The 14,586-nt window shown below is 73.1% G+C and carries 10 protein-coding genes; 7 read left to right on the top strand and 3 right to left on the bottom strand.

Features of this window, described 5'->3' with window-relative positions:
* Positions 1 to 54: 54 nt before the first annotated feature.
* The 4 genes from ACFO60_RS07740 to ACFO60_RS07725 are packed head-to-tail and all read left to right on the top strand — an operon-like array spanning position 55 to position 4,272.
* Positions 55 to 729, top strand: a complete 675-nt coding sequence (locus ACFO60_RS07740; protein ID WP_380838612.1) for a response regulator transcription factor — start codon at positions 55 to 57, stop codon at positions 727 to 729.
* Entirely contained in the window at positions 719 to 2,104 is a 1,386-nt protein-coding gene (locus ACFO60_RS07735; RefSeq protein ID WP_380838610.1) for a sensor histidine kinase, read from the top strand. Before ACFO60_RS07740 ends, ACFO60_RS07735 begins: the two co-directional genes overlap by 11 nt.
* Before the next feature lie 55 nt (positions 2,105 to 2,159).
* Complete coding sequence (locus ACFO60_RS07730) at positions 2,160 to 2,789, top strand: TetR/AcrR family transcriptional regulator (protein WP_380838608.1); 630 nt, start codon at positions 2,160 to 2,162, stop codon at positions 2,787 to 2,789.
* A gap of 58 nt (positions 2,790 to 2,847) precedes the next feature.
* Positions 2,848 to 4,272 (top strand): pyridoxal phosphate-dependent decarboxylase family protein, encoded by a 1,425-nt coding sequence (locus ACFO60_RS07725; RefSeq protein WP_380838607.1) that lies wholly within the window; start codon positions 2,848 to 2,850, stop codon positions 4,270 to 4,272.
* On the opposite strand, the gene folP is transcribed toward ACFO60_RS07725, so the two are convergent.
* The gene (folP, locus tag ACFO60_RS07720; protein ID WP_380838606.1) at positions 4,263 to 5,102 is read right to left on the bottom strand and encodes a dihydropteroate synthase; all 840 of its coding nucleotides are present in this window, start codon (positions 5,100 to 5,102) and stop codon (positions 4,263 to 4,265) included. The two genes, ACFO60_RS07725 and folP, sit on opposite strands and share 10 nt — an antisense overlap.
* Before the next feature lie 86 nt (positions 5,103 to 5,188).
* Positions 5,189 to 6,067: a LysR family transcriptional regulator gene (locus ACFO60_RS07715; protein WP_380838605.1), complete on the bottom strand. Its 879-nt coding sequence runs from the start codon at positions 6,065 to 6,067 to the stop codon at positions 5,189 to 5,191.
* 908 nt (positions 6,068 to 6,975) lie between these two features.
* Between ACFO60_RS07715 and ACFO60_RS07710 the strand changes: the two genes are divergently transcribed.
* Together ACFO60_RS07710 and ACFO60_RS07705 are read left to right on the top strand one after the other, a co-directional pair.
* Positions 6,976 to 7,947, top strand: coding sequence for a neutral zinc metallopeptidase (locus ACFO60_RS07710; RefSeq protein WP_380838603.1), 972 nt, complete (start codon positions 6,976 to 6,978; stop codon positions 7,945 to 7,947).
* Positions 7,948 to 8,746: 799 nt separating this feature from the next.
* The gene (locus ACFO60_RS07705) at positions 8,747 to 10,528 is read left to right on the top strand and encodes an LCP family protein (RefSeq protein ID WP_380838602.1); all 1,782 of its coding nucleotides are present in this window, start codon (positions 8,747 to 8,749) and stop codon (positions 10,526 to 10,528) included.
* A gap of 328 nt (positions 10,529 to 10,856) precedes the next feature.
* On the opposite strand, the gene ACFO60_RS07700 is transcribed toward ACFO60_RS07705, so the two are convergent.
* Positions 10,857 to 12,905, bottom strand: coding sequence for a spermidine synthase (locus ACFO60_RS07700; protein ID WP_380838600.1), 2,049 nt, complete (start codon positions 12,903 to 12,905; stop codon positions 10,857 to 10,859).
* A gap of 301 nt (positions 12,906 to 13,206) precedes the next feature.
* Here ACFO60_RS07700 and ACFO60_RS07695 point away from each other — a divergent pair, with 301 nt between their 5' ends.
* Positions 13,207 to 14,571, top strand: coding sequence for a S8 family peptidase (locus tag ACFO60_RS07695; RefSeq protein ID WP_380838598.1), 1,365 nt, complete (start codon positions 13,207 to 13,209; stop codon positions 14,569 to 14,571).
* The last annotated feature ends 15 nt before the right edge of the window (positions 14,572 to 14,586 follow it).

Below are 14,586 nucleotides of genomic sequence, written 5' to 3'. Positions count from 1 at the left end.
CTCAGCCGGGAGAGGCCAAGATGGGGGGACACAAATCCCGTCAGGAGGGGTCGTATGCGCGTGCTCGTCGTGGAGGACGAGAGGCGGATGGCCGCCGCGCTGCGGCGCGGCCTGCAGGCCGAGGGCTTCGCGGTCGACCTGGCCTACGACGGTGAGGAGGGCCTGCATCTGGCGCGCGAGGGCGACTACGACGTCGTCGTGCTGGACATCATGCTGCCCCGGCTGTCCGGCTACAACGTGTGCAAGCGGCTGCGCGCCGATGAGAACTGGGTGCCGATCCTGATGCTGTCGGCCAAGGACGGCGAGTACGACCTGGCGGACGGCCTCGACCTGGGCGCCGACGACTACCTGACCAAGCCGTTCTCCTACGTGGTGCTGGTGGCGCGGCTGCGCGCCCTGCTGCGGCGCGGCGCCCGCCGTCGTCCGTCGGTGCTGCGCTCGGGCGACCTCACCCTCGACCCGGCCGGGCGGGCCGTGGCGCGCGGCGGCATCCCCATCGAGCTGACGCCCCGCGAGTTCGGGCTGCTGGAGTACCTGCTGCGCCACCCCGGCGAGGTGGTGTCCAAGGCCGAGATCCTCGAACACGTCTGGGACACCTACGACACCGACCCCAACGTGGTCGAGGTCTACGTCGGCTACCTGCGCAGGAAGATCGACGTCCCGTTCGGGCGCAACGCCCTGCAGACCGTGCGCGGGGTGGGTTACCGGCTGGTGGGCGATGGCGGCTGACCCGCTGGCGTGGTGGCGGCGCAGGAGCCTGCGGCTCCGGCTGACCGCGACGGCCTCCGCCGTCCTGGCTGTGGCGCTGGGGGCGGCGGCCTGGCTGCTGGTCGGCGTGCTGGGACGGGCGCTGACCGACTCCACCGACGAGATCGCCCATCAGCGGGCCAGGGAGGTGGCCGCCCTCGCCGACGACGGACGGCTGTACGACCCGGTCGCCGTCTCGGACGGCACGATCATCCAGGTGCTCGACGCGCAGGGCCGCATCACCCACGTGACCCCGGGCGCCGACCGGCTCGTGCCGCTGGTGAACGCCCGCGCGCGCGGCCGGACCCCGCGAAACGGCGGGGGTCTGTTCGTGGACGGCGACCCGTACGGCATCCCCGGGCCGCTGCGCGTGGTGGTCGTGCGCGCCGACGACGGCCGCACGGTGATCGCCGCGCGGTCGTTCAAGGACGTCGCCGACAGCCTCACCACGACCGTGCACATGCTGGTCGTCGGGACGCCGATGCTGCTGGTGCTGCTCGGCGCCGCGAGCTGGGTGATCATCGGCCGCACGCTGCGCCCGATCACCGAGCTGCGCCGGGGCGCCGCCGAGATCACCGGCACCGCCCGGGCGCACCGGCTCCCGGTCCCCGAGGCGCGCGACGAGGTGCAGGAGCTGGCGACCACGCTGAACGACATGCTCGCCCGGCTGGAGGCCGCGGAGACCTCGCAGCGCGCCCTCATCTCCGACGCGGCCCACGAGCTGCGCAGCCCTCTCGCCAGCATTCGCCTCCAGCTGGAGGTCGCCCTCGGTCACCCTCCCGACGAGCAGGAGTGGCGCGAGACCGCCGAGGGCGTGCTGGAGGACACCCTGCGGCTGAGCAGGCTCGCCGAGGGGCTGCTCACCCTGGCCAGGCTGGACGAGCACCGCCGCCCGGCCCGCCGGCACCCGGTCGACCTGGCCGAGCTCATCGGCGCGACGGCCGACCGCTACGACCAGGCCGTCGTGAAGATCATGGGGCTGGAGCCCGCGGTCGTCGAGGGCGACGCCATGGACCTCGGCCGCGTGCTCGTGAACCTGCTGGACAACGCCGTCCGCCACGCGGCGGCCAGGGTCGGCGTCGAGCTGCGGGCCTCCGGCGGCGAGGCGGTGGTCACGGTGACCGACGACGGCCCGGGCATCCCCGAGGCCGACCGCGAGCGGGTGTTCAACCGGTTCACCCGGCTCGACAGCGCCCGCAGCAGCAACGACGGCGGGGCCGGGCTGGGGCTGGCCATCGTCCGTGAGACCGTGCGCGCGCACGGCGGCTCGGTGGGCCTCGCGGACGCCGGGCCAGGGGTGCGGGCGGTCGTCCGCCTGCCCCTGCCGCGGCCCGTTCCAGGGCACGCAAAACCATGACAGGGTTCCATCAAGCGATCGCTCCGGTACGGATGGTGAGCATAGCGTCGGGTCTATGACCTCCGAGCGGGAAAGCGAGCGGGAACGCCTGATGCAGGTCGCCATCAAGTTGTTCGCCGCGTTCGGCTACGACGGGACCTCTCTCCGGCAGATCGCCGACACCGCCGGCATCGGGATCGTCACCGTGGAGCAGCACGTGGGGTGCAAGCGCGATCTGTACCTCGCCGTCATGCGGCGGCTCTTCGAGCAGGAGCAGGCCGCGCGGGTGGAGGCCATGAAGGGGTTCTCCACCCGGACGCCCGAGGAGACGGCCGCCTCGATCCACCGCATAGTGGACGACTACGTCGAGTACACCGTCAGCCATCCTGAACGGACGCTGCTGTGGGTGCACCGGTCGCTGCTGGACGCGGCCGACGTCGTGGAGCTGGAGCAGCAGTTCATCCAGCCGATCCTCGCGGCGGTGCTCGAAGGGGTCGCACCCGCGATCGAGGCGGGTTACATGGACCCCGAGGTCGACCTGGAGCTCGCGATGTGGACGATCATCTGGATGGTGCAGGGCATCACGACCGCCGGCACGGTGATGGGCCACATCCCCGGCCCGCCCGACGCCTTCCTCGTGGAACGGTTCGAGCGCCATTTGCACATGGTCGTCGACCGCCTGTTCCGTCTGCCCGGAACGTCGTGATAGCGTCCCTCGCCGATCACGTGCGGCGACGCCGTACCACCTGGCGAGGGAGAACCACGTGCTTCCCGAGAACGGCCGGTCCGCCGGCGAGCTGCTGGCGGAGATCTCTCTGCTGAAGCGGCACGACCTGCAGGTGCGCGGCGGCAAGGTCACCGCCTACGTCTACGACACCGGCCGCCCCGAGGTGCACGACACCGCGGCCCGCGCCTACTTCGAGATGCTCGAGGTCAACACCCTGGACCCGACGGCGTTCCCGAGCGCGGTCGCCATGGAGCGCCAGGTCGTCGGCGCGGTGGCCGGGCTGCTCGGCGGCGGCCCCGGCACGCCGGGCATCTTCACCAGCGGCGGCACCGAGTCGATCATGCTGGCGGTGAAGGCCGCGAGGGACGCCCGTCCGGTCGCGGGGCGTCCTCGCATGGTGGTGCCGGTCACCGCGCACCCGGCGTTCCACAAGGCGGCGCACTACCTCGGCCTGGAGGTGACGCCCGTGCCGGTGGACCCGGCCACCTTCCGCGCCGTCCCCGAGGCCGTGGCCGAGGCGATCGGCCCGGACACGGTGCTGGTGGTGGCCTCGGCCCCGTCCTACCCCCAGGGCGTCGTCGACCCGGTCGCCGAGATCGCGGCGATCGCCGCCGGGCGCGGGGTGCTCTGCCACGTGGACGCGTGCGTCGGCGGCTGGCTGCTGCCCTGGCTGGCGCAGGCAGGGGCGAGCGTCCCCCCGTTCGACCTGTCGGTGCCGGGCGTCACCTCGATCTCCTGCGACCTGCACAAGTTCGGATACGCCCCGAAGGGCGCCTCGGTGGTGCTGTTCGCCGACCCCGCGTTGCGCCGGGCCGCCTACTTCGCCTCGGCCGCCTGGCCCGGGTACACGGTGATCAACGCGACCGTGCAGAGCTCGAAGTCGGCGGGACCGCTCGGCGGCGCGTGGGCGACCTTGAACGCCCTGGGCCGCGAGGGCTACCTCGCCCTGGCCCGCGACACTCTCACGGCGACCCGCCGGCTGATCGAGGGCATCGGCGCGATCCCCGGACTGCGGGTGCTCGGCGAGCCGGACTCCTCGCTGGTGGCGTTCGCCGGTGACGACGTGGACGTGTTCGTCCTGTCGGACGAGGCGCGCGAGCTCGGCTGGTTCCTGCAGCCGCAGCTGTCGTACGCGGGCATCCCCGCCAACCTGCACGTGACGGTCACCGGGGTCACCCTCGCGGGGGTGGAGGCGATGCTGGAGGTGATCGCCGCGTCGGCGCGGGCGGCGCGGGCGGCGGGGCCGGCGCGGGTGCCCGAAGGACTGGCCGAGATCCTGGCCGGCCTCGACCTGGACGCGCTCGACGACGCGACGTTCACCGAGCTGGCCGCCTCGGTCGGCGTGGAGCTCGGCGGCGAGGGCCAGCCGCGGATGGCGGTGGTCAACGCGGTGCTCGACGCGCTGCCCGCCACGACCCGCGAGGCGATCTTGACGAGGTTCCTGTCGGTGATCTACGGCTGACGCCGCAGGCGGCCGACGGTGGCGAGCGCGGCGCGGGCCGAGGCGGCGTCGTGGACGCGGAAGACCCGCGCCCCCTGCCAGGCCGACACGGCGAGCGTGGCGATCGTGCCCGCGTGGCGCTCGTCCACGGGGAGCCCGCCGAGCGTCTCGCCCACGAAGTCCTTGTTGGAGACCGCGACCAGCACCGGCCAGCCGGTGTCCACCAGCTCGCCGAGCCGGCGGCCGACCTCCAGGGAGTGCCAGGTGTTCTTGCCGAAGTCGTGGGCCGGGTCGATCATGATGGCGTCCTCGCGCACTCCGGCGCGCACGGCCCGCTCGGCCAGCGCGACGGTGCGGGCGACGACGTCCGCCACCACGTCGTCGTAGGCGATGCGGTGCGGCCGGGTCCTCGGTGTGACGCCGCCGGCGTGGGCGCACACCAGCCCGATGCCGTACTTGGCGGCGACCTCGGCGAGACCGGGATCGGGCCCGCCCCAGGTGTCGTTGAGCAGGTCGGCGCCGGCTCGGGCCACCACCTCGCCGACCTCGGCGCGCCAGGTGTCCACGCTGATCACCAGTGCGGGATGGGCGCGGCGCACGGCGGCCACCAGGTCGGCGACCCTGCGGATCTCCTCCGCGGCGTCCACGTCGTCGCCGGGGCCGGCCTTCACACCGCCGATGTCCACGATGTCGGCGCCGGCCGCGACCGCCTCGCCGACGGCGGTCAGGGCGGCGTCGAAGCCGAACGTCCTGCCCCTGTCGTAGAAGGAATCGGGGGTGCGGTTCACGACGGCCATGACGGCGTGTTCGCCCGGCCGGAACTCGCGGTCGCGCAGGCGCAGAGTAGGCATCGCCGCAAGCGTACGCCAGCACGGCGCGGGGTGCGCCCGCGCCGCCGCGGGGCGGTCCCGCTCGCTCGGGAACGCTCCAAAACGGCTCAGACGGGCGAGCCCGCCGAGCCGCTCTCCGCGACGACGAGGAAGTCCTGCGCCATCGTGGGGATGCGTTTGCGGACGTGCACCAGGGCGATGATCCGGCGCAGCGGCGGGTCGAGGGAGCGGACCACCAGCCCTGCCCGCAAGGCCTGGTCGGCCATCGTGCGGTAGCCGAGCAGGGACGCCGAGGCGGTGCGGACGGTGACCGGCCAGCCGCCGCGCTCGTCGGTCTCGGCGACCACGACCGGCCGGACGCCGTGGGTGGCGAACAGCTGCTCGAACTCGCGGCGCCGCGCGCTGCCCTGCGGCGGCAGGACGATGCGCATGCCGTTGAGGCGGCTCATCGCGACCGAGCCGGGAAGGTCGAGGCCCGGCGGGGAGATGAGCACGATCTCCTGCCGTTCGAGCGGGTGGCTCACCAGGTCGGCCGGCACGGGCAGGTCGGTCAGCCCGAGGTCGGCGCGCTGCTCTCTGACCGCGTTGACCACGCCGTCGCGGCCGTCGCACCGGACGATCTGCACCCGCACCCCCGGATGCTCGGAGACGTAGGCGGGGAGCAGCCGTCCGGCCAGCGCCGGCTCGAGGCTCGGCGGCGAGGCGACGCGCAGCTCGCTCGTGCCCGAATGGGTGTGCGTGGCCAGCGCCTCGATTTCGTGTACGGCGTCCAGCGCTTCCTTGGCGAGTTTGACGACGCGGCGTCCCTGCGCCGTCACGACCACCCCCCGGCCCGAACGCGCGAAAAGCGTCATGCCGAGCTCGCGTTCCAGGTCGCGAATCGCGCGGGAAAGCGCGGGCTGCGCGATGTAAAGCGATCGTGCCGCGTCGGTCATGGTGCGGTGCTCCGCAGTGGCGACCACATAACGCAGCTGCTGCAGATTCATGGCATTGAAGCTAGGGCAGAGGGGTCCGGCGATTCCGGACTATCGCAGAGATCACCTTGGATGATTTCAGAATGTAACCAGATACCGCGACATCCGTGACTACTGGGAATTGAGTACAGTTCTGCCCAAAATGGTCCAGAATGTGGATCTTGTGACAGGGGAGAACGCTCGGTCTGGTGGGGCCGTGAAGGGGGCAGGCGGAAATGGCGGGTAACGGTCAGCATCCAAATGAATCGTCTTCCGGCGGACGCCACCCCTATCCCCCTCCGCCGGACCCCGCGTGGGGAGTGCCTTCCGGCGGCTCCCCCACCGCGCCGCCGCCCCCTCCGCCGGGCGCCCAGCCGCCGCGCGACCCCCACCGGCCGCCTCCCGGCTACCCGCCCCAGGGCCGTCCGCAGGACCACCCCCACGCACGCCCGCCGCAGGGCCATCCGCCGCAGGGGGCTCCTCCCGCGCCCGGCTCCCATCGCGCGCCGGGCCCGGCGCAGCCGCCACCGCCGCGTGGCCCGCAGCAGCCGTACCGGCAGCCGTACCCGCCGCAGGGCCCGGCCGCGCCGCCTCCCCAGGGACCGCCGCACCCGGGAACAGGGCCATACCCCGGTGGAGGCCCGCCCCCGCCGGGCGGGCAGGCGCCGTACCCGCCGGGCGGGCAGCCGCAGCCGGCCGGCCGGCCTCCGTACAGCGACGGCCGGCCCTACCCGGGCGGCCGGCCGCACCCCGGCGGTCAGGGACCGTATCCGGGTGGCCAGGCGCCGTACCCCGGCGGTCAGGGACCGTATCCGTCGCCCTCGCCCGGGTGGGCGCCGCCGCCCGGCCCGCCGCAGGGCCCGTACGGGCCGTACGGTCCGAACCGGCGGCCGCCCAAGCGCAAGTCCAGCGGCGCGGCCGTCATCGGCGGCCTCCTCGGGGTGATCGCCGCCGTGTTCGTGCTGCTGGCGATCGGCTCGGCGGCGCTGAAGAACGCCAGGCACCCCGACCCGCCATCCCCTGTGGCGATCCCGACGTTCTCGTCGCCCGTCTACACGCCCGAGCCGTTCCCGACCTCCACCTCCGTCCCCCGGCCGACCAGGTCGTCCAGCGACACCTCGACGTCCACCGACACCTCGAGGTCCACCGACACCAGCACCACGACCACGCGGCCCCGGCTGAACACCAGCCTGACCGGGAACTCGGTCTACCGCGCGGGCAGCCTGCCGCGGACCGCCTGCCGCGCCGCGCCGACCAACGTCTTCAACGACGCCCAGCTGAGGTCGCTGATCCTGAAGACGGGACAGTGCATGAACCGCACGTGGTCCGCCGCGCTGCGGCGCGTCGGCATCGGCTTCGCGCCGCCGCGCTACGCGGTCACGGCGCGCGGCGGCCGGGGGGCGTGCGGCGACTTCCCGCAGCGGGGCAGCATCGTCCCCTATTACTGCCCGCGCAACACGACCATCTACGCCTCGACGTCGGCGATGTCGCGGGGAAGGGGCAACCAGCGGGGGTACGGTTCCCTGTCGAGCTGGCACGGCGCGATCATCGGGATGATGGCCCACGAGTACGGCCACCACGTGCAGCAACTCTCCGGGCTGGCCAACTCCTGGTGGAGCAAGACGCTGTCGTCGCGGTCGCAGAGCGGCAGGCTGGCGCTGAGCCGGCGGTACGAGTTGCAGGCGAACTGCTTCAGCGGCATGTGGATGCGGTCGGTGGCGGCCAGCTATCCGATCCCGGCGGCCCGGCGCGGCAACCTGTTCTACTTCTTCTCCAACGTCGGCGACTGGCCGGGATATCCGCGCGACCACGGCAGCCCGCCGAACAGCGGACGGTGGTTCCGGCAGGGGTACGAGCGGACGAAGGCCTTCCAGTGCAACACCTGGCTGGCCCCGGCGTCCTCGACCTCGTGAGATCCGCCGCCTCCCGGCGCGCGCGGCCCCGTCGCGGGCGCGGGGAGGCGCACACGGCGGACGTGGCGAACGGTGCGCGAACCGCCCGCCGGTGGCTTGACAAGGCGACCGGCGTCTTGACCACGGCTGTCAGACGGTGGCCGTGGCTTCAGACGCTTGTTACCGACCGATTCCTCAATATTGGCTTTGCGTCAGTGATGTCCAGGTATGGGGGTTAGAATCCTGGAAATCCGTGAACCGGTGGGGGGCCAGCGATGGGTTTCTCCTGGTTGGCGGCTGGATTCCGACCCGTCATGAGGGAGCACGTGTGACCACGCCTCTTGGCCGTCCCGCGGGAGAGGCGGGCGGGGAAGGCCCTGGCCAACCCGCGCCGGAGAACGGCTCCGCGAAGCCCGCTCCTGAAGCGGACCGCGCGGCGCCCGCCGCCGGAGACGGCCGCGCAGCGCCCGCCCCTGGCGACGGCCGCGCGCGCCCCCCCGCGTCCGGGGACGACCCTGCCCGACCCGCCTCCCCAGAGGGCCGGGCGGGTTCCGGAGCAGGCCGGGCGGGTTCCCGCGAGGGCCGGACGAGACCCGTTCCCGCGGACGGCCGCGCGAGGCCCGCGGCCGGAGACGGCCGCGCGAGGCCCGCGGCCGGAGACGGCCCGCGCAGGCGTGCTCCTCAGGACGGGCGCAGAAGGCCCGCACCCGGCGACCGCGCCCGCGGAGCCGCGCCCGGCGAGGACCCGCGCGGCCGCGTCCCCACCGAGGGCGGCGCGAGGCCCGGCCGGGAAGGCGGCCCGGCGGACCGCCGCCCCCCCATGGACTCCGCCTCCCACGGCGGCCCGGCCGGCCACCCGGCCGTGGACTCCGCCGCCCATGGAGGCCCGGCCGGCCACCCCACCCCGGACTCCCCCGCACACGGCGGCCGGGCCGGCCACCCCACGCCGGACTCCGCCTCCCACGGCGGCCCGGCCGGCCACCCGGCCGTGGACTCCCCCGCACGCGCGACCGCCATGGACGCGTCCGGGACCCCGGCCTCCCCGGGCGGTTCCGCAAGGCCCGGCAGGAAGCGGAGGGCCGACGCCCCCCGCTTCGCCAAGGTCCCCACGACCGGCTCGATCATCGGGTGGACGCTCCTGTCCACGATCGTCCCCGGCGCGGCGCACCTGCGGGCGGGGCAGCGGCGCGCCGGCTTCATCCTGCTCGGCGTCTTCGGCGCCGTCCTGCTGGCCGGCGTGATCTTCGGGGTGGTCATCGGCGCCAACCTCGGCCTCGCCGTCAAGGACAGCACGTGGGTCTCGATCGTCATAGCCGCGACGATCGGCGCGCTGGCGTGGTTCTCGCTCGTCATCACCTCCTACATCGCCCTCGGCCCCGACCGGCTCCCGCAGGCGGGTCAGGTGATCTCCGGCGTCGTGGTCGGCGTGCTCTGCGTGAGCGTGATGGCGCCCTTCGCGCTGACCGCGACCAGCATGATGACGGTGCGGACGACGACCAACGAGATCTTCCAGCCCGAGCCGGGCACGAGCGTGGCGCCCGTCAAGCAGGAAGACCCGTGGAACGGCCGGCACCGGGTCAACTTCCTGCTCGTCGGCGGTGACGCCGCGGGCAACCGGGCGGGAGTGCGCACCGACAGCATGACCGTCGCCAGCGTCGACGTCAGGACCGGCAACTCGGTCATGTTCAGCCTGCCGCGCAACCTGCAGTTCGTGCGCTTCCCCAAGGGCGATCCGCTCGCCGCGAGGTTCCCGAACGGGTTCACCGGCGACTCCGGCCAGGGCCTGCTCAACGAGGTCTGGCAGTACGCCGAGGACCACCTCGGCAAGGGCAGGGGACCGCGCGAGCTCAAGAGCGCCATCGGCTACACCCTCGGGCTCAGGGTCGACTACTACGCGATCGTCGACATGTACGGCTTCGCCGCGCTCATCGACGCGATCGGCGGCCTCAAGATCCGCGTCGAGCGGGACATCAGGTGGGGCGGCCACTTCGGCACCGCGGGCACCATCAAGGCCGGTTACCAGCGGCTGGACGGCGAGCACGTGCTCTGGTACGGCCGCTCGCGCGTCGACAGCGACGACTTCTCCCGCATGTCGCGGCAGCGGTGCGTGATGGGCGCCCTGCTGAACCAGGCGACGCCCAGCGTGGTGCTCGCCAACTTCGGCAAGATCGCCACGGCGACGCGGCACCTGTTCCGCACCGACATCCCGCGCGACCTGCTGGAGCACCTGGTGCCGCTCGCACTGAAGGTCAAGGACGCCAAGACCACCAGCCTGCAGTTCGTGCCGCCCACCGTCTGGCCCGGCGCGGCCGACTGGGTGAAGATCCGCAGGCTCGCCCTCCAGGCGATCAGGGAGTCCGAGCGCTCCTCCGGCGCCGGCAGCCTGGCCGCCGGCGCGACCCCGTCGGGAAGCCTCGACGCGAGCTCCGCGAGCTCCGCGAGCTCTCCGGGCTCTCCGGCGTCGTCGCCGAGCGGCGGAGGATCCTCGGCGACGCCCGCGCCCTCGCGTTCCGCGACGGCGTCCACCCCCGTCAGAACCCCGACCCCCAACCGGCAGAGCAGGGCCGCCGCCAAGACCCTCCAGGAAGCCTGCGGCTTCTGACCGCGCTGCAGCGCGCACCTCACATCACGCGACGTCCCCGGGGGCTCTCCCACCCGGCTCCTGGGGACTCCGCACCTCCCAGGCGGCTCTGAGCCCTCCCCGGGAACCCGCGAGCGGCCTCCGGGCGAACCTCCCGGAACCGGGCCGCGACGGCGCGGCCCGCGCCGCCCTGACCCCGCGCCGGCCACCGCCGGTAAAGAGATGATCGGCGGGCACGGGCACCGGTCCAGAGAGGACCCTCGGGACCGCCCGGCCCGCGAGGCGTCAACCCCGCACCGCGCGATCCCGGCGCGGCAGATCCGGCCTTCGCCTCAGGCCGGGGAGAACGTCAAAGAGCCCGTGCCGTCCGAGGCAGCAGGGCGAAGGCGCCCAGGTAGAGCAGGCCGGCGACGACCAGCAGGCCCTCGTACCCGATCACGAGAGAGAGGTACTCGAGGCAGCCGCCGAGGATGGCCCCGAGCAGGTTGGCGCCGAAGGCCACGGTCGCGTCCGCGGTTTCGGCGAACCGCTTGGCGAACACGACGTTGGCCGCGAAGATCGGCAGGAACGCGACCACCACCGCGCACACCACGCGCAGCGGCACCGGCAGGCCGAGCAGCCAGGAGTTCGGCACCAGGGCGGCCAGCACGAGGCCGCCGAGCAGGATCGCGTACATGACCGGCAGTGGAGGCATGCGGAAGCGCCGCGTCACCTCGACCGCGGCCAGCACCGCCACGAGCACCCCGGCGAACACGATGGCGTTGACCACCCAGGTGGTGCCGAACAGCAGCGCGAAACCCGTGACGTTCTTGGTCTCCAGCAGCAGGAACGACACCCCGAGCAGGAACAGGTCGGCGTAGGGGCGCATCCTGCGGAACGGGCCGGCGACCGCGCGCACCGCGACGATGCTCACCAGCAGGATCAGGCCGAGCGCGATGAGGTAGATGGACGGGATGTCGCGCCCGTGCAGGTAGAGGAACGGGCGGTCGTCCACGGCCGGGGGCGGGGTGTCGGCCTTGGCGCCGGCCCACTCGGCGGCGCAGCGCTGGGCGTCCGCGGTGACGCCCGCGGTGATCACCGCCTGCTGCCCCGAGCCGACCTCGTCGACGCACGGCTTGTGGCCGAAGGCCGCCTGGGCCGTGGAGGCGAGCCGGTCGACCAGCCACTGCTCGCGGTAGTAGTTGTACATCGAGAACGCGCCGCCCGGCTTGAGGTGGTCGTGCGCGGCGCGCATGGCCTCCTGGGTGAACAGGTAGCTCTCCAGGCGCAGCGAGCTCGCGCCCGACACCAGGGTGAGCGAGTCGGGCAGGGCAAACAGGATGAGGTCGTACTTCTTGCCGATGCGCTCGAGGAAGGCGCGCCCGTCGGTGATGTGGGTGGTGACGCGCGGGTCGTCGTAGGGCCGGTCGGGGTGGTACCTGCCGCCCAGTTCCCTCAGCTTGGGGTCGATCTCGACCGCGTCCACCCGCTTGGCCCCCTTGGACAGCGCGATGGCAACGTCGGTGCCGCTGCCGGCGCCGACGATGAGCACGTCGTCCAGGTTCCCCGCCGCCACGGCGCGCTCGTAGGGCAGCGCGTACTGGCGCTCCCACTGCAGCCGGGCGGCGGCCGGGATGGCCTGCTGGTGCGGGATGCCGTTGACCGCGATGTCCAGGATGGGCACGTCGCCGAGGAAGTGCTGCTGGGAGGTGACCTTGTAGTACGGCGACCACAGCGCACCCGCGGTGAAGGTCTCCACCGCGAGGGCGGCGATGACGACCAGGGAGGGGAACGTGACGAACCCGAGGTAGCGGCCCAGGGAGCGCGGCTGGAGCAGGACGCCGTACGCGCAGGCGGCGATCAGGCCCCACGCGACCGGCGGCGCGCTCGCCAGCGACAGCAGCGAGAACATGCCGATGCCGGTGAGGCTGCCGATCAGGTCGTAGCGGTAGGCCTCCAGCCTGGGCAGCTCGGGGAAGCACCGGCCGACCAGCTCGGCCGGCCCCATGAGCACCAGCGCCGCCGCCGCGAACACCACCGGCAGGATCGCCCACGCCGGGGGGCCGGTGGTGGACAGGCTGGTGAAGTACAGCACGCCCTCGGTCTGGCGGTCCACGGTGACCGGGAAGTAGAAGACGATCAGCACGAGCGCCGCGAGGACGATCGGCGAGTAGTACGGCTGCCGGGTGGTGCGCCCGACGCGCAGGAAGCCCAGCCCGATGCCGAGGAACGAGCCGAGCAGCACGAAGTTGGTGAAGTAGCTGAGATGGACGATGTTGGACCCGGTCCAGCGGATCAGCGCCAGCTCGAGGAACAACATGAAGGCGCTGGCCACCACCAGCCTGGCACGGACGGGAATCCAGTGCTCTCCCGCGGGCCCGGACTCGGGACGGGAAGGGGTATCCACCTCGGCGATCACGGGTCTCAACGTAGTCAACCCCCGCCCTTCCGCGAAACCCTTACGCGCCAGCCCATCGCGATCAGTTCCAGCACACCCCTGCACCTCGGGACGAACCGCCGCGTCGCCCGGCGGCCGCGACGGCGGATCGACGAGCGGGGACGGAGGGAGAGACGGGGTCCGGAGAGGAGAAATTGGAAAAGTGGTTGAGGGGAAATGGGGGTTAATGCGGGAGGACACGGTATTTCTGCTGGTAGACGGGGTCGTGGCGGATGCAGCAACGTGGTGGGAGTTCACTTCGCGATCTCAGGGTGGTGTCCTCATGCGGGTCCTGATCCAGCTCCGTCCCTCTCCCGACGTCGTCGCCGCCGTGGCGGCGCCCGACCTCGTCGCCACCACCGCGGACGTCACCGACGGCCTGCCGGGGGTCGCGCTGGACCACTCCTTCACTCCGGTCGCCTTCCCCCGCGCGCTGCCCGCCTCCGCGGGCGGCGACCCGCTGTCGCTCCACCAGCGGCTGGTGTTCTCCATGGCCCCGGAGGAGGCGTCCGTGCTGGTGAGGGGCGAGATCTCCGATGACGAGAGCTCCGCCCGCCTGGCGCTGTTGCCGGGCCGGGGCCGCGACGTGGTCGCCGTCTACGCCGACCCGCTGATCGAGACCAGCCTCACCTGCGGCGGCAGCCCGCCCGTCGGCACCTGGCAGGACGTCGCGCGCCTGCTGCGGGTGCCCGAGTTGCAGTCCGAGGGGTACGACGGCGAGGGGGTGGCGCTCGCCGTCTGCGACACCGGCGTCAACGTCCCCCATGTGGCCGGCCACCTCGGCAGGGACGTCGCCATCGACCACGAGCGCAGCTGGAACCCTTCGGGGGTCACCGGCCGACCGGGCGGGTTCGCGGTGGACCACGGCACGATGTGCGCCTTCGACACGCTCATCGCCGCGCCGCGCGCCACGCTGATCGACGTGCCCGTCCTGCTGTCGCGGCGCCAGGGCGGCACGGTCATGGACGGCCTGCTGTCCGACGCCGTGGCGGCGTTCGCCCACCTGCGGACGCTCCTGGACGCCCAGCCCGCGTCCTCCCGCGCCCTGGTGGTCACCAACAGCTGGGGCTCGTTCTCCCCGCTGTGGGACCTGCCGCCGGGGCTGCCCGGCAACTACTCCGACAACGCGGCGCACCCGTTCAACATCATCGTCGGCAGCCTGGAGCAGGCGGGCGCCGACATCCTGTTCGCGGCGGGCAACTGCGGCGCCGAATGCAAGGACCGCAGGTGCGCCTTCCCCGGCCGTCCGATCGTCGGCGCCAACTCCCACCCGCAGGTCCTGTCGGTCGGCGGGGTCGACACCAACGGCGAGAGGGTGGGGTACTCCTCCCAGGGCCCCGGGCGGCTCAGCGACCGCAAGCCGGACGTCTGCACCTACACGCACTTCGCCGGGTCGAAGGCGTTCGGCGACGACGTGCCCGACTCGGGCACCTCGGCGGCCTGCCCGGTGGCGGCGGGGCTGGTGGCGGCGATCCGCACCCGCTGGCCCGCTTCGCAGATCTCCCCGAGCCAGCTGCGCACGCTCCTGCACCGCACCGCCGACGACCGCAGCGCCGTGGGCTTCGACTACGACTACGGGTACGGCATCGCCGACACCGGGGCGCTCATCTCGGCGCTCCGGCGCCGCGCCGAGCACCACCGGGCGTGAGGGGGTCACGTGCGC

It is taken from the genome of Sphaerisporangium dianthi, from assembly GCF_042654065.1.
Lineage (GTDB): Bacteria > Actinomycetota > Actinomycetes > Streptosporangiales > Streptosporangiaceae > Sphaerisporangium > Sphaerisporangium dianthi.
Note: the sequence above shows the minus strand (reverse complement) of the source record. Positions and strands in the feature narration are given on the sequence as shown.